Annotated in this window: 16 protein-coding genes, 1 tRNA gene, 1 other RNA gene and 1 pseudogene; 16 read left to right on the top strand and 3 right to left on the bottom strand. The window is 69.6% G+C overall.

Annotated features, from left to right (window positions below; translation table 11 throughout):
* Window positions 1-74 precede the first annotated feature (74 nt).
* From AB0J04_RS06445 to AB0J04_RS06435, 3 genes are all read left to right on the top strand, one after another.
* The gene (locus AB0J04_RS06445) at window positions 75-476 is read left to right on the top strand and encodes an ATP-binding protein (RefSeq protein ID WP_363167221.1); all 402 of its coding nucleotides are present in this window, start codon (window positions 75-77) and stop codon (window positions 474-476) included.
* A 175-nt stretch (window positions 477-651) separates the two neighbouring features.
* Complete coding sequence (locus AB0J04_RS06440) at window positions 652-1,503, top strand: sigma factor-like helix-turn-helix DNA-binding protein (RefSeq protein ID WP_363167220.1); 852 nt, start codon at window positions 652-654, stop codon at window positions 1,501-1,503.
* Complete coding sequence (locus AB0J04_RS06435) at window positions 1,500-2,321, top strand: integrase (RefSeq protein ID WP_363167219.1); 822 nt, start codon at window positions 1,500-1,502, stop codon at window positions 2,319-2,321. Before AB0J04_RS06440 ends, AB0J04_RS06435 begins: the two co-directional genes overlap by 4 nt.
* A 55-nt stretch (window positions 2,322-2,376) precedes the next feature.
* Here the strand turns inward: AB0J04_RS06435 and AB0J04_RS06430 are convergent, their stop codons facing one another.
* A complete protein-coding gene (locus AB0J04_RS06430; protein ID WP_363167218.1) occupies window positions 2,377-3,084 on the bottom strand; it encodes a hypothetical protein in 708 nt (235 codons plus the stop codon).
* Window positions 3,085-3,374: 290 nt separating this feature from the next.
* On the opposite strand from AB0J04_RS06430, the gene AB0J04_RS06425 reads away from it, so the two are divergent.
* From AB0J04_RS06425 to AB0J04_RS06380, 10 genes are all read left to right on the top strand, one after another.
* Entirely contained in the window at window positions 3,375-3,722 is a 348-nt protein-coding gene (locus AB0J04_RS06425; protein ID WP_363167217.1) for a hypothetical protein, read from the top strand.
* Window positions 3,723-3,727: 5 nt separating this feature from the next.
* Window positions 3,728-5,083: an FtsK/SpoIIIE domain-containing protein gene (locus tag AB0J04_RS06420; protein WP_363167216.1), complete on the top strand. Its 1,356-nt coding sequence runs from the start codon at window positions 3,728-3,730 to the stop codon at window positions 5,081-5,083.
* 98 nt (window positions 5,084-5,181) lie between these two features.
* Complete coding sequence (locus tag AB0J04_RS06415) at window positions 5,182-5,394, top strand: hypothetical protein (protein WP_363167215.1); 213 nt, start codon at window positions 5,182-5,184, stop codon at window positions 5,392-5,394.
* A 23-nt stretch (window positions 5,395-5,417) separates the two neighbouring features.
* Window positions 5,418-6,098 carry a DUF2637 domain-containing protein gene (locus AB0J04_RS06410; RefSeq protein WP_363167214.1) on the top strand — a complete coding sequence of 227 codons (681 nt, stop codon included), beginning with the start codon at window positions 5,418-5,420 and terminating at the stop codon, window positions 6,096-6,098.
* A gap of 15 nt (window positions 6,099-6,113) precedes the next feature.
* On the top strand, window positions 6,114-6,293 hold the full coding sequence (locus AB0J04_RS06405) for a mobile element transfer protein (protein ID WP_363167213.1): 180 nt from the start codon (window positions 6,114-6,116) through the stop codon (window positions 6,291-6,293).
* 15 nt (window positions 6,294-6,308) lie between these two features.
* Window positions 6,309-6,464, top strand: coding sequence for a hypothetical protein (locus AB0J04_RS06400; protein ID WP_020122794.1), 156 nt, complete (start codon window positions 6,309-6,311; stop codon window positions 6,462-6,464).
* A 20-nt stretch (window positions 6,465-6,484) separates the two neighbouring features.
* Window positions 6,485-6,781 (top strand): SpdD protein, encoded by a 297-nt coding sequence (locus AB0J04_RS06395; RefSeq protein ID WP_363167212.1) that lies wholly within the window; start codon window positions 6,485-6,487, stop codon window positions 6,779-6,781.
* Window positions 6,782-6,879: 98 nt separating this feature from the next.
* On the top strand, window positions 6,880-8,232 hold the full coding sequence (locus AB0J04_RS06390; protein WP_363167211.1) for a replication initiator: 1,353 nt from the start codon (window positions 6,880-6,882) through the stop codon (window positions 8,230-8,232).
* Window positions 8,225-8,431, top strand: a complete 207-nt coding sequence (locus AB0J04_RS06385; protein WP_363167210.1) for an excisionase family DNA-binding protein — start codon at window positions 8,225-8,227, stop codon at window positions 8,429-8,431. Before AB0J04_RS06390 ends, AB0J04_RS06385 begins: the two co-directional genes overlap by 8 nt.
* Window positions 8,432-8,444: 13 nt before the next feature.
* Window positions 8,445-9,683: a site-specific integrase gene (locus AB0J04_RS06380; RefSeq protein ID WP_363167209.1), complete on the top strand. Its 1,239-nt coding sequence runs from the start codon at window positions 8,445-8,447 to the stop codon at window positions 9,681-9,683.
* Between the two features lie 79 nt (window positions 9,684-9,762).
* Here AB0J04_RS06380 and AB0J04_RS06375 read toward each other — a convergent pair.
* Window positions 9,763-9,850, bottom strand: a tRNA-Ser gene (locus AB0J04_RS06375).
* Window positions 9,851-9,922: 72 nt separating this feature from the next.
* On the opposite strand from AB0J04_RS06375, the gene ffs reads away from it, so the two are divergent.
* The 3 genes from ffs to AB0J04_RS06360 all read left to right on the top strand — a co-directional run bounded on the left by ffs (window position 9,923) and on the right by AB0J04_RS06360 (window position 13,271).
* An RNA gene (ffs, locus tag AB0J04_RS06370) (signal recognition particle sRNA small type) lies at window positions 9,923-10,017 on the top strand.
* A gap of 61 nt (window positions 10,018-10,078) precedes the next feature.
* On the top strand, window positions 10,079-12,475 hold the full coding sequence (locus AB0J04_RS06365; protein ID WP_363167208.1) for a DNA polymerase III subunit gamma and tau: 2,397 nt from the start codon (window positions 10,079-10,081) through the stop codon (window positions 12,473-12,475).
* Between the two features lie 256 nt (window positions 12,476-12,731).
* Entirely contained in the window at window positions 12,732-13,271 is a 540-nt protein-coding gene (locus AB0J04_RS06360) for a GNAT family N-acetyltransferase (RefSeq protein ID WP_363167255.1), read from the top strand.
* Window positions 13,272-13,342: 71 nt separating this feature from the next.
* On the opposite strand, the pseudogene AB0J04_RS06355 reads toward AB0J04_RS06360, so the two are convergent.
* A pseudogene (locus tag AB0J04_RS06355) lies at window positions 13,343-14,648 on the bottom strand (IS110 family transposase).
* Window positions 14,649-15,026: the final 378 nt, after the last annotated feature.

Here is a 15,026-nt window from a genome sequence, read left to right as displayed (position 1 = left end):
TGGCTCATCGGTCATGCGCAGGAATACTCTGCTCACTGCAACGTCTAGCCCCCTAGACGCAGAGGAGTATTCCCATGCCCAAAGAGTGGGCTCGAATCTTTCCCGGTCAAGCGTGGCAAGTGGCCGAAGCCCGTCACTTCGTCGCCGCACTGTTGGAGGACGAGGTATCGGACATCGTGGAGGACGCCGTCCTGGTCGCCGGTGAGCTGGCGGCCAACGCCGTCCGGCACACGCGGAGCGGCTGGTACCGAGGGTGGTTCCTCGTAGTCGTCGGCTTCACTGACGACTTCGTGCGCATTCAGGTGGTCGACCAGGGCGGCGACAGCGAGCCCATGGTGCGAAGTGTGACCAGCCCGGTGGAGCAGGGTGGCCGTGGACTGATGATGGTCGCGGCCTGTGCCAAGGACTGGGGCGTGAAGGACCGCCCCGCCGGCGGACGCTGTGTCTGGGCAGACCTGGCCCGGGTGGGCGGGTGACGGCGTGCAGCCTGACGGCGGCCAGCGCTCGCCCTCTGGGCAGTGGAGGGTGAGCCCCAGGGGAGTGCCTCGCCGCCGGGCCGCGTTCTACGTGATCGGGGTTCAAACGGGACGGCATCTCGCGCCTGTTCTGTCTAGGGCCCTAGACTCCTGGGTACTTCTAGGAGGTGTAGTCATGTCGGACGAGTTGCAACGGATCATGGCGATCGATGATCCGTACCTGCTCCTGCGTGAGGTCACGACCAGGTTGGCCGACGCGCAGCAGGAGGTGACCGAACTCGCCCGGCTCCGTCGCCGTGTGGTCCAGGACCTCCACGCGCAAGGGCTGTCGTATGCGCAGATCGCCGAGAAGGCCGGCCTGAGCCGCGGGCGGATTCACCAGATCAGACACACCGGCCCAGCTCCCGAGGGAGCCTTCCTCGGCTCGGGTGCCGTCACGATCGTCACCCCGTTGCGCTGGGACGGCGAGAAGAAGCGCCCGGTCGTCGCCATGGCCGACATGAACTCCGGCAAGCGGCTCGAAGGGCTGGCCAAGTCGTACGGGCTCGACGTCAGCTCCGGTCACGTGCAGGTGAGCGGTGAGGTTGACCTCAACCGTGACGGCCTGGTCGTCGTCTGCGGGCCCGGCATGTCCGAGACCATGAGCGACCTGTACGCCCAGGATCCGGTACTCGGCTGGGAGCACCCGGAGGGTCAGCCCTGGGCCCTGGTGGACCGGCGTACCGGCACGGCGTACCGCGCGGGGCGGGACATCGATCCGTCTCGCTGGTACGACGTCGGCTACCTCGGCAGGCTGCCCCGGCCGGACGGCAATGGCTCGGTGCTAGCCATCGCCGGCATCCACACTGAAGGCTCCCTCGGCGTGGTCCACCTGCTTGTCTCCGACCTCAACACGATCTGGGGACAGGTGGGCGGGCGTCGTTTCTCCACGCTGGTGAGGGTCGAGTACGACCCCGACACCGACGAGCCGCAGTCCGTCGAACTGCTCACCCCGCTCTACCTGCACGACGAGGAGACGACGGCGTGAACGTCACCCTCGGCTCACTGCCTGCCGAACCCGGCCAGCAAAACGAGGACTTCGCCGCCGCCGCTCCCGGAGCGGCGGTTCTCCTGGACGGTGCCGGTGTCGCCGGCGCGGAGACTGGATGCGCGCATGGCATCGCCTGGTTCTCCTCGACACTGGGCGGACTGCTGTTGAGCGCCATCACGGCACAGCCCGCCCGGCCGCTCGCCGACTGTCTGGCAGACGCAATCCGGGTCGTTCGGTCCCTGCATGAGGACAGTTGCGACCTGAGCTATCGCGCCAGTCCGACCAGTACGGTCGTCGCCGTCCGGGCCGGCTCGGGAGCTCTGGAGTACCTCGTACTCGGTGACTCGACCCTCCTCCTTGCGGACAGGGACGGGAAGATGACCGCTGTCACTGACCAGAGCCTGGACGAGGTCGGCAAGCAACTTCGCGGGCTGGTCGACGAACTGTCCACCGGCTCACCCGAACATGCCGCCGCCCTGGCCCAGTACCGCGACGCCCTGACCGGGCTACGCAACCGGCCGGGCGGCTTCTGGATCGCCGGCCCCGATCCGCAGGCGGCCGAACATGCTCTTACTGGGGCGGTCTCGCTGGACTCGCTGGCGTCCGTGACACTGCTGAGCGACGGCGCGACGCGACTCGTCGACTCCTTCGAACTCGCCACTTGGGAAGGGACGTTGGCCGTTCTTGGGGAGTCCGGTCCCGATGGGCTCATCCGCCGAGTGCGGGATGCTGAGGCCGACGACCCCGAGGGTCGGCGCTGGCCGCGTGGGAAAGCACAGGACGATGCCACAGCCCTTCATTGGCTGCTGTCGTAGTTGTGACCGCTTTCTGGGGCTGACACGCCTGGACTTCGCCTCTGCTTTCGGACGGTCAGGGCAGCTGGACTACCGCGCATGTGGGACCGTGTGTCGACTGACTTTCACAGTTTTCGTTCCCGCCGGTGGTCACGGCGATGATCTCGATTCCCCATGCGTTGCGTGGAGCCGCGAGCGAGATGCTGGTCTGGTGGTCGATGTCGCCCTTGTCGTCGGGCCTCAGGCTGACGTTGTAGAGATTGGTCATACCAGGAAGATCCGCCTGGTCTGCGTCTACGGCTGTCACCCACACGATGACACTCGCCCACCGGTCAACACCGTCTGCGTGGACGCCGAAGCTCAGCCTCCGATCGGATTCCGGCCCTTCGAGCTTGACGTTGATCAGCGTCGGGCGCCCGTTCCCGCTCGCTGCCTGGGACGCGCCGACGACCGCCACGCTCAAGGCCACCATGTAGAAGATGACACCGAGTCCCAGGACGACCGTCTCCCACACGTTGCCTCGCCGTGTCGGATGGATGAGCAGGGCAACGATGCTGCAAACGATGGCGAAGATCGCGCAGAGCGCAGCCACGAAGATGGGCCACGACTCGTTGTTGAGTGCGACGAACACGACGTCGCTCGTCAACCCCAGTGCAGTCATGACGCCGGCCACCGTGACCAGGGCACCAGCAAGGATCTTGGCGACATCGTCGAGGCGCTTGCCGATTGCGGCCTGGACGTCGTCGAGCGTGCGAGCTTCCTGGTCACCACCTGCCAGCTTCATCCGTTCATGGTGGTGAAAGCCGAGCGCATTCCGGCGCATCCGCGCAGGCGGTTGGTCCCAATAGCGGACTGACTCCCGGTTAGCTCGCGACCCAACCGCTTGTCTTGACGTGGCAGCACACACCGAGACTCGCACGTATACCCCCCTAGACAGTTGACGGGGTGTCGGTCTACCGTAGTCGTCAACCCCCCTAGACAGTCATGGCGGGCCACTCCCCGTGCTGTCTAGGGGGGTATCCATACCGGAACGGCACCAACGAATGGGTGCCGCCAACCAGTGAGGTTCAAGAAATGCGTGTCATCCCCGTAGACGTCTCCGCCGCGACGCTGCTCGTCACCAAGCTGCCCGAGGTCAAGGTGAAGGACCGTCAGACCGGTGAGGTTGCCGTGGACCCCACGACGAACCAGCGGCTCATGGTCCTGGAGCTGGTCTTCATCGCGCAGGGCGGTTCGGACATGATCAAGGTGACCGTTCCGGAGGCGGGCATCGGTGAGGGCCTGGTCATGGGCGCGCCGGTCATCCTGTCCGGCCTCATCGCCCGCCCCTGGGAGAGCGAGTTCGGCGGACGCATGCGTCACGGCATCGCCTACCGCGCGGACGCCGTCATGGTCAACGCCCCGGCGCCGGTGAAGGGCTGATTGCCATGACCGACTTCGTCTGGGCACTGGCGCTGTGCCTGGTGGCGCTCGCCGCGTTGCTGGTGCTGCGCCGTCGTATGCCAGTCGCGTTCTGGTGGCTCGTCGGCTATCCGCTCGTCGCGCTGCGCGTGCTCACCACCTACCGGGCCACGATGGACGCCTGTGGTCTGACGGTCCCTGCCTCGGCCGTCCGTCGGGCCACGGCCCGGCTGGTCGGGCGGGAAGCGGCTCCCGTTCCCCCTCGTCGGTCCTTCCCGCTGCCGACCGGATCCGGTCTCGTGATGCGCCTGCGGATGGCGGCCGGGCAGGCTCCGGAAGACTTCATCGCCTCCGCCGACCGGTTGCGGCACGCCTGGGCGGCTCACGCCGTCCATATCCGCCCGACCAAGCCGGGATGGCTCGAACTGCGGCTCATCGGCTGGGATGTGCTGGCAGACGTGCGGCGTCCCCTGCGGCGGCAGAAGGGCGGCGGCTTGCTTTCTCTGCCGCTGGCGCTGCGGGATGACGGACGCTGGCACGTGCGGGACTTCCGCGCCGTTCCGCATGAACTCATCCTTGGCGCAACGCAGTCCGGCAAGTCCGTCTACCTGCGCAACCTGCTCTGCGGCCTCGCCCGGCAACAGGTCGTCCTCGTCGGAATCGACTGCAAATGGGGCGTCGAACTGGCCCCGTTCGCGCCTCGCCTCTCGGCGCTCGCCGACTCCTCGGACCGAGCGAACGAACTCCTTGACGTTCTGCTGGAAGAGATGGAGGCGCGGTTCCGGCTGATTGGGCTCCGGTCCGGGGCGGGGCCGGACGAGGTACTCACCTCGGATGTGTGGGGGCTGCCGGAGAAGGTGCGGCCGGTGCCGGTCGTGGTCGTCGTCGACGAGGTGGCGGAACTCTTCCTGGCCGCGAGCAGGGACGACGAGAAGCGACGCGATGCCATGGTCACCAAGCTGATCCGCATCGCCCAGCTCGGCCGTGCGGCCGGCATCTACCTCGAAGTGTGCGGGCAGCGCTTCGGCTCGGAACTCGGCAAGGGCGCGACCATGCTCCGGGCCCAGCTCACCGGCCGTATCTGTCACCGTGTCAACGACGAGTCGTCGGCGAACATGGCGCTGGCCGACATCTCCCCGGAAGCGGTGCTCGCCGCCACCGCCATCCCGGCCGAACGGCCCGGCGTCGCCATCGTCGGTGACTCCTCCGGCGGCTGGCACCGTGCCCGCTCGCCCCATCTCACCCTCGACGAAGCTGCGGCCGTCTGCCGCGCCACCTCCGCCCTCGTGCCCGAGCTGCCTCGCCTCGATGCCTTCCGGCCTGATGTCGCCGTCGAGTCTGCTGACGTCGCCTCGCCTGTCGCTGCCGTACCCACCGCCTGACCGGTGACCGAGTAGCCGCACCTCTTCCCACGGTTGGCGTGACCGCCTCACGCCACGTCCCTACCCCTCCCATGCCCGAAACCGAAAGGACGCCCCTCATGTCCCGCCCCTCCATCGCCGAGGTCAGCGCGCTCATTGCCGACCTGGCCGCGTTCCATCAGAACCGCCCCCCTGGTGAGTTTGCCGAGCTCATGGCCCGTAAGGCCGACCTGTTGGAGCGCATTGCCACCCACACACCCGGCGACACCGAGGCTGCCGAGGTGGCTCGTCTCGCCCGTGAGCGTGCTGACTCGCTCGCGTCCACCGACTGATCGCGCCGGAAGGAGTCGAGCCGATGCGTGGCCACCTCGCCCGCGTGGATGCCGTGGTCGTTCAGGCCGCCATCGCGGGCGCCCTGTCCTTCTCCCATCTGCACGACCTCGCTGCGGCGGCCGGACAGGGCGGCTGGAAGGCGTGGGCCTATCCGATCAGTGTTGATCTGCTACTGGTCGCCGCGTGGCGTCGGATGCGTGAACAGCAGCGTGCCGGACTTCCGGCGGGAAGTCCGCGGCTGTGGTTCCTGGTCGCCCTGGCCGCGTCCCTCGGTGCCAACGTCGCCACCGCCGGCCTTCTCGACCTCAACCATGTACCTGCCTCGCTCCGCGTCGTCGTCGCTGGCTGGCCTGCTGTCGCCTTCTTCGGCGGAACGCTCCTGGCGCACACGCCTCGCGCCTCGGTGACCTCGGCGGCGGAGCCTGAGCCGCCGTCGGTCTCCGCCGCTGTCGACACACCTGACGGTGACGAGTCCCCGGCGGTGTCCATCGACCCGGCGCATGAGGAACCTCCGAACAGCCTCGTCGCCGCTGCTCCGGCGCCCGTTCCTGCCGTCGCCCTGCCGCCCGCGCTCGTCGACCGCGTTCAGCTCCTGGCCCAAGAACACCGCGCCGCCACCGGCCAACCGGCCGACCCCGACACGGTTCGCGCCCGGCTCGGCCTGCCTCCGTCCATGACGGCCTCAGTCGCCGCTCACCTCTGAGAAAGGACCGTCCAAGTGACCCCGAGCTTCCGCAACGTCCGCCGCATCGGTCCCGTACAGGTCGCCTCGTTCCTCGCCCGTGGCCGTAACCGCCACCTGGCCGCCTGCACCGCGCCCCGCTGCGACTTCTCCGCCGAGTACGACAGCCGCGCCGCCGCCGAACTCGCCGCCCGCACCCACCGCTGCAAGGCATGACAGGAGATCACCGCCATGGACGTCCCTCTCTGGTTCGCCGTGCTCGTCGTCGCCGTTCTCGGCATCCAGCTCGCCCGCCCGCCGTGGTGGCTGGTCGTCCTGCTCCTCCTCGGCGGCTACCTCGTCGCGAACAGCGTCCTCGCCCCCGCCGTCGCCGCCCTCCTCGACTGACCGTAGAAGGGATCACCCGCGTGTTCACCCCGAAGTACCCGCCGCAGGACACCGCCCCGGTCTCCACGCCTACGGCTCCGCCCGTCTACAGCCCGGTGCCCTACCCGCCTGCCAATGCCCCGGTTCCGGCCTCCAGCCGGCCGGCCGTTCAGCTCACCGCTGGCAGCACGCTCGCCCTGGTCGCTGGCGGCGGTGCCGTGGTCCTGGTCGTCGGCGCGGTCCTGGTCTCCATGCTCCTCGCCGTCGCGATCACCGCCGCCTCCGTCGCCGTCTGCGCGGTCGTCATCCGCTCGATCCTCAAGAGCGACCGCCGCTGACCTCATCCGTCCCGTGGTCCCGGCTTGCCCACGATGTCTAGCCCCCTGGACAAGCCGGGCGTCCCTCAAGCTCCGTCCCTCCAAGGAGGAACCCGCACATGCGCCCCGAGGCTCCGACCAGAGCCATCCGCCAACTGGCGGCCCTCGCCCTCCCCGGCGACCTCAGCACCTACGCACGACAGATCCAACGGCTCGGCGGCTGCGAACAGCCCGTACGGATGGAAGGCCACCGCCTGGACGTCCACGCCTCAACCGGCGAAATCGTCCGCGAACTCGCCGACCGCGACCTTCCCGCCGGACAGCTCCTCATCCGCTGCAACAACCGACGTGCCACCCGCTGCGCCGCCTGCGCCGAGGTCTATCGCAGGGACACGTACCACCTCGTCACGGCCGGCCTGAGTGGTGGCAAGGGAATCGGCCCGGCCGTCGCCGAACACCCCCGAGTCTTCGCCACCTTCACCGCACCGTCTTTCGGGCCCGTCCACAACCGTCCCGGCGGCGGTCGCTGCCGCTGCCGACGCCTCCACCCCGACGGTGACCCCGCCCTCGGTACGCCCCTGGACCCGGACCGCTACGACTACCGCACCGCCGTCCTCTGGAACGCCCACGCAGGCGCCCTCTGGGCCCGCTTCACCACCTACCTTCGCCAACAGCTCGCCTCCCGCGCGGGCATCGCCCGCTCCGAACTCCGCGACTGCCTCAAGGTGTCCTACGCCAAGGTCGCCGAATACCAGCGGCGCGGCGCCGTCCACTTCCACGCCGTCATCCGGCTCGACGGCCCGGACGGTGCCGAGTCCGCCCCACCCGCCTGGGCAACCACGGAACTTCTCACGGACGCGATCCGCTCGGCGACCCGGATCGCCGAAACCCCCGGCCCGCTCCTCGACGGCCGCGCCCACACCTTCCGCTTCGGCGAACAGCTCGACATCCGTCCCATCCGCTCGGCCGACTTCACCGGCCCCACCGACCTGACCAGCCGCGCCGTGGCCGCGTACATCGCCAAGTACGCCACCAAGGGCGCCGAGAGCGCGACCGGCACCCTGGACCGCCCCATCCGCAACCCCATCACCGACCTCATCGGCACCCAAGTCACTGACCACGCCCGTCAGATGATCCTCACCTGCTGGCACCTCGGCGCCCTCACCGAACTCGAAGACCTCCGCCTGCGCAAGTGGGCACACATGCTCGGCTTCCGCGGGCACTTCTCGACCAAGTCCCGCGCCTACTCCCTCACCCTCGGCGCTCTCCGCCAGGAACGCGCCGACCACAACGAAGCACTCACCCGCGAACGCGCGGCCCTGTCCGGCCACCCCCTTCCCGACCCGGACACCGTCCTCGTGCTCTCCCACTGGCGCTTCGCCGGTACCGGCCTGACCGCCGCAGAAACCTTGTTCGCTGCTTCACGACGCCCTGACGTCGGCGAAACGGAAGGGGACCCCACCCATGGCTGAGCCCTTCGACCCCTCCTTGGCGCTTCTGACCGTGGAAGAAGCGGCCCGGCGACTCCGCATCGGGCGTACGACGTGCTTCCGGCTCGTCCTCGCCGGAGACATCGAGTCCGTCACGGTCGGGCGGCTGCGCCGAGTGCCTGCCGACGCCGTACCCGCCTATGTGGCCAAGCTCCGCCACCGACCCGCCCACGCGGCCTGAGGGAGACGACGACATGGCAGAGAAGAACCGCACCCGTCAGCCCAACGGGGCCTCGTCGATCTACCTCGGCAAGGACGGCAAGTGGCATGGCCGCGTGACGGTCGGCGTCCGCGATGACGGCAAGCCGGATCGCCGCCACATCGAGCGCAAGAGCAAGGCCGAGGTCACCAAGGCTGTCCGCGAGATGGAGCGGGCCCGGGACGACAAGAAGCTCAGGAAGCCGGGGCAGAGCTGGACGCTGCAAGCCTGGCTTGAGCACTGGGTGGAGAACATCGCCAAGCCGTACGTCTCGGAGAACACGTACGACGGCTACGAAGTCGACGTCCGCGTTCACCTCGTCCCCGGCCTGGGCGCTCACAAGCTCGACCGCCTGGAGCCGGAGCACCTCGAACGCTTCTACGGGAAGATGCAGTCGTCCGGGAGCTCCGCCGGCACCGCCCACCACGCCCACCGCACGATCCGAGTCGCCCTCGGTGAAGCCGTCCGACGCGGGCACATCCCCACCAACGCCGCCGAGATCGCCAAGGCTCCCCGACTCGAAGAAGAGGACATCGAGCCTTACACGATCGAAGAGGTACAGAGCCTCCTCGTCGAAGCGGCCAGGCTCCGCAACAGCGCGCGCTGGGTCGTCGCCCTGGCGCTCGGCCTCCGCCAAGGGGAAGCGCTCGGGCTCCACTGGGAAGACGTCGACCTCGACGCGGGATACGTCCGCATCCGCAAAAACCGTCTCCGCCCCAAGTACGCGCACGGCTGCGGTGCCAACCCGTGTGGCCGGAAGGCGGGCTACTGCCCCAAGAAGGAGCAGACCCGCCGCGAGCACAAGTCCACCAAGTCCCGGGCTGGACGGCGCACCATCGGCCTGCCCGATCCGCTGATCAAGATTCTCCGCCAGCATCAGGAGGCCCAGGAGCGCGAGCGGATTGCGGCCGGTGCTGACTGGGAGGGCAAAGGGTACGTCTTCGCCTCACCCACCGGCGGTCCGCTCAGCCCCAACACCGACTTCCACATCTGGAAGCGGCTGCTTCGGGATGCCGGTGTCCGGAACGGCCGTCTCCATGACGCTCGACACACCGCCGCGACCGTCCTCCTGATCCTTGGCGTCCCGGACGTCGTGATCGACTCGATCATGGGGTGGGAGCCCGGGGGAGCGGCTCGGATGCGCGCCCGCTACATGCACGTGACCGGGACCATGCTCCGCAAGGTCGCGCAGCAAGTCGGCGATGTTCTTTGGGAGCTCCCGAAAACCAACTGAGACGGAAACTGAGACGGACAACGACGAAGGGCCCCACCGCGAACGGTGGGGCCCTTCGACATCGTGCCCGGTGAGGCACTGGCGGAGGATACGAGATTCGAACTCGTGAGGGGTTGCCCCCAACACGCTTTCCAAGCGTGCGCCCTAGGCCTCTAGGCGAATCCTCCGCCGCAAACAATACAAGACGTTGAGGAGTGCTCGCGAACTCGTTCCCCCCGCTCAGATCCTGTAGCCTGTGCGAAGCCCCTCACGCGGCGCTATCTGACTGAACTCCCCCAGGGCCGGAAGGCAGCAAGGGTAGGTTGGCTCTGGCGGGTGCGTGGGGGGCGTCTGCGTTCCCGGGCGGGGTTCGGGCGTGGGGCTCGATGTCAGTGGTCGCCTATAACCTCGTATGCGTGTCGTCTCTCGCGCTGTACCGCCGCTATCGCCCGGAGTCGTTCGCCGAGGTCATCGGGCAGGAGCATGTCACCGACCCGCTGCAGCAGGCGCTGCGGAACAACCGGGTCAATCACGCGTACCTGTTCAGCGGGCCGCGTGGGTGCGGGAAGACCACCAGCGCGCGGATCCTGGCCCGCTGCCTGAACTGCGAACAAGGGCCCACGCCCACCCCCTGCGGGGAGTGCGAGTCGTGCAAGGACCTGGCCAGGAACGGGCCGGGTTCCATCGACGTCATCGAGATCGACGCTGCGTCGCACGGTGGTGTGGACGATGCCCGTGACCTGCGCGAGAAGGCCTTCTTCGGGCCGGCCCGCAGCCGCTACAAGATCTACATCATCGACGAGGCCCACATGGTCACGTCGGCCGGCTTCAACGCGCTCCTCAAGGTCGTCGAGGAACCGCCGGAGCATCTGAAGTTCATCTTCGCGACCACGGAACCCGAGAAGGTCATCGGGACCATCCGGTCGCGCACCCACCACTACCCCTTCCGCCTGGTCCCGCCGGGCACGCTGCGGGACTACCTCGGTGAGGTGTGCCAGCAGGAGGGCATTCCGATCGAGGAGGGCGTGCTGCCCCTCGTCGTGCGCTCCGGCGCGGGATCCGTGCGTGACTCCATGTCCGTCATGGACCAGCTGCTCGCCGGCGCGACCGACGCCGGCGTGACGTACACCATGGCCACCTCCCTGCTCGGCTACACGGAGAGCTCGCTGCTCGACTCCGTCGTCGAGGCCTTCGCAACCGGTGACGGCGCCGCCGCCTTCGAAGTCGTGGACCGGATCATCGAGGGGGGCAACGATCCGCGCCGCTTCGTCGCCGACCTGCTGGAGCGGCTGCGGGATCTCGTCATCCTCGCCGCTGTGCCGGACGCCGCCGAGAAGGGGCTCATCGACGCCCCGTCGGACGTCATCGAGCGCATGCAGGCCCAGGCCGGCGTCTTCGGCGCCGCGGAGCTGAGCCGCGCCGCCGACCTGGTCAACCAGGGCCTCACCGAGATGCGTGGCGCCACCTCGCCCCGGCTCCAGCTCGAGCTGATCTGCGCGCGCGTGATGCTGCCCGCCGCCTATGGGGACGAACGGTCGGTCATGGCGAGGCTCGACCGCATCGAACGCGGCGTGAACTTCTCGGCGGGCCCCGGCACGCAGGGGGCGCCGGCGCAGGGTGCCCCCGCCATGCCGACGATGGGCTACGTGCCCGGGCCCGAGGCGCACAGCGGACACAGCGGACACAGTGGTCACAGCGGGCCAAGCGGTGTCGCCATGGGAGGGGGAGAGCCCGTTCCGCCCGGCGGCGGGGCCGCCGCGGCCCGCGCGGCGGTACGCGGCCAAGGCGCCCAGGGCAATCAGGGCAATCAGTCGGGGCAGCCGCCCGCCGCGCCGGCTCCCGCCCAGCCGCCGGTCACCCCGCCCGCGGTTCCCGCGACGCCTGCTCCCGCCGCGCCTGCTCCCGCTCCCGTCGCGGCCCAAGCCGTTCCGCCCGTGGACGAGGGCCCGGCCGCGCCCGCCCCCGGCGCCTGGCCGACCGCCACCGCGGCGGGCAGCGGACGCCGGCCCGGCGGCTGGCCCACGGCCACGCCCGCAGGCGGCGGCGGACGTCCCCCGGCGGCACCCACCCCTGTCGGCGGTCCCCAGGCCGCCGCCCCGGCAGCCGCCACCCCAGCCCCCGCCCACACCCCTGCGTCAGCCGCGCCGGCCGCCGCCTACGCGCCCCCTTCCGGCGGACTCGACCCCCGCATGCTCTGGCCGAACATCCTGGAAGCCGTCAAGAACCGACGCCGCTTCACCTGGATCCTGCTCAGCCAGAACGCCCACGTCGCCGCCTTCGACGGCACGACACTCCAGATCGGCTTCGTCAACGCCGGAGCCCGTGACAACTTCGCGAGCAGTGGCAGCGAGGAGGTGCTGCGGCAGGCGCTGTCCGAGCAGTTCAGCGTCCAGTGGAAGATCGACGCGATCGTCGACCCGTCCGGCGGTTCGGGGCCCCCGGCGGGCGGCGGCTTCGGCGGCGGAGGCGGCGGAGCCCCGGGCGGCTACGGCAACCCCGGCAACGCCGGTGGGTACGGCGGTGGCTACGGCGGCGGTGGTGCGACGGCCCCGTCGGCGCCGTCGGCCATGGCCGCGACCCCGCCTCAGCCCTCGGCGCCGTCCGCCCCCGCGCCCCCTGCCCAGCACGCACCCCAGCCGACATCGGCCCCCGCTGCAGCCCCGTCCCGCCCCCCGGCCCCGGAACCGGTGGCCCCCGAGGACGACACCCCTGAGGACGACGACCCCGACCTCAACGAGTCGGCCCTCTCCGGCTACGAACTGATCGTCCGCGAGCTGGGCGCGACCGTGGTCGAGGAGTTCACCAACGAGTAGCCCTGGCCCCTGCCCGGCACCTGTCCAGCCCCTGCCCGGCACCTGTCCAGCCCCTGCCCGGCATCTGTCCAGCCCCTGCCGGCCCCTGCCCGGCACCGGGCTCGTTTGGAGGAACGCACAGGGCCGCCGCCCCTCTGCCCTCGGAAGCCCGCACAAAACGCCGCGGCTCCAGCCCGTTAGACATCTCAGGGGGCTAAGAAGTCAAGAGGGACCGCGAGTCTTGATCGCTACTGAGGTCGCTGATTGGCTGGCCGACATCAATGATCTCGGACCCGTTGCGTGGCCGCCTGCACCGATCAAGACCGAGAGGCTCGTGTTGCGTCAGCCCGATGCCCAGGACCGTGCGGCGTTCATCGAGCTGCACGCCTCGTCGGAGGTGCACACCTACCTCGGCGGCCCCCGCTCGCGTGACGAGCTTGAGCGCGAGATGCCCGAGGTGCCCGGGCGGCGGTCCGGGAGTTTCGTCGTCGATCTCGACGGGGCGATGATCGGCCAGATCCTGCTCAGGAGAGCAACGGAGCACCTTTGCCCCGCTGCCGTGGGGAAGGTCGATCTCGGCTACCTGTTCCTGCCGCGGGCGTGGGGATGCGGGTATGCCGCCGAGGCGTGCGCGGCGGCACTGGACTGGCTCGAAGACGTCCTTCCGGGTGAGCCGGTGGTGCTCGCCACCCAGACCGCCAACGCCCGTTCGATGCGCCTCGCGGCAAAGCTGGGGTTCACCGAAGTGGAGCGGTTCCGGGCCTGGGACGCCGATCAGTGGCTCGGCCTGCGGGCGCCGGTCACGCCCTCTGATTGAGTTCGCGCTCGACAGCGTGGATCTGTCGAAGTGCCGTTGTTCTCGTTCACGAAGTCGGGCGGGTTCGCGGGTCATGCAGGCGCTGGGAGGAGTGGCGCGAAGGCGCGTTGCTCGTCGAACGGCTGCCGGGTCTGGAGACAGTGGTGAAGCTGTCCGAGGAAGCGGTTGAGCAGGTGGCGCTGCGGCATTGTGCCAGTCGCCGTGTTCTCGTCGACGTCGGTAGTGGGCGTTCGCGCCGGGCGAGGCCTGGAGGGCTGAGAAGGCCCAGAGGAAACCCGCGTGCATGAGCCGGTTGTTCTTGACGAAGCGGCGGCCGACGAAGCGTTTCTTGCCGGATGCGCGGGTGATGGGGGCGGAGCCGGCGTAGGACTTGAGCGCTCTGGCGTCGGCGAAGCGGGTGCGGTCGTCGCCGATCTCGGCGAGGACGCGGGCTGCGAGCTGGGGACCGAGGCCGGGGAAGCTGAGCAGGATCTCGCTGTCGGCGTGCTTGTGGAAGGCGGTTGCGGTGGCCGTGGCGAGGTCGTCCGCGGCCTGGCAGGTGGCGTCCAGTTGTTTGAGCAGGGCCAGCAGTTGCTGGCCGAAGGCGTCCTCGACGGCTGGGAGGTGGTGGGCGTACTCGGCGCGGAAGACGCTCTGCAGGCGCTCGGCCTCGGTGTCGAAGGACCGGGTGCGCCCGCTGCGTTTGAGGGCGGCCCGGATCTGGGCGAAGGTGAGCCGGGCCGCCTTCGCCGGGGTCGGGGCCAGGGTGAGGACTACTCGGGCGTCTGCCCTGGTCAGGCCGCCTTCCTTGCCCTGGAAGGCGTGCAGGGCTGCGGGGTAGTACTCGCGCAGCAGAGAGCGGACCTGGTTGGCGACCTGCTGGCGGCTCCAGACGGCGTCCTGCTGGGCTCGGGCCAGTACCGCGATGGCCTGGGCGAGTTCGCTGTCAGCGGGCAGCGGGCAGCGGGCAGCGGGCAGCGGGCAGCGGGCAGCGGGCAGCGGGCAGCGGGCAGCGGGCAGCGGCCGGTGGGCGTGCATGTCGGTGCGCAGGATGTTCGCCAGGACCAGGGCGTCGCCAGGGTCGGACTTCTTGCGGCTGACGCCGTGGCGGTCGCGGTAGCGGGCGGCGGCGAGTGGGTTGATCGCGAAGATCTGGCGGCTGCCGGTGCGCAGGGCGGCAACGAGCAGGCCGTGGCTGGTCTCGATGGCCACAGGTATCGGGTTCTCCGGGCTGTCGCCGTGTTCGGCCAGGAGGTCCAGGAGCTTGTTGTAACCGGCCGCGTCGTCGGTGATGCGGGCTTTGGCGAGCTGGGTGCCGGTGTCGTCGACGACGGCGACGTCGTGGTGGCGCTCCGCCCAGTCGATGCCGCAGAACACGGTCAAGCTGTCCTCCCGGATCCGTTCATTTGTGCAGGTCACGAGCACATGCGGGTCACGCGGCGCCCTAATCCCAGGACTCACAGGTCCGCCATCTCAGTAGCCGTTCGCGACACCAGCGCACCCCAGGGGCTCGGTCTTTCTGCAGAGCTCGCGGGCTCGCGGATGAACAAGAGGTCGGTCCTGGGGCGGGCTCGCGCCGTGACGGTCAACGTCCGGCCGGCCGTCGCGAGTTTCGCGGTGGTCACGGAGACACCGGGCTGTGCCGCTCTTGACAGAGGCCTCGAAGGGCCCGGGGAAACGGAGGCATCAGCCCGGTGCCCGCGTCATCACCGCGGAGCACGGACGGTGGTGGGTTCCGTGGCGGTGGCGAAGGCGCCGGGTCTCGCCGCTCTAACG

The organism is Streptomyces sp. NPDC050263, assembly GCF_040655955.1.
Taxonomy (GTDB): domain Bacteria; phylum Actinomycetota; class Actinomycetes; order Streptomycetales; family Streptomycetaceae; genus Streptomyces.
The sequence above is the reverse complement of the archived record's forward strand: the minus strand, read 5'-3'. Positions and strand labels throughout refer to the sequence as shown.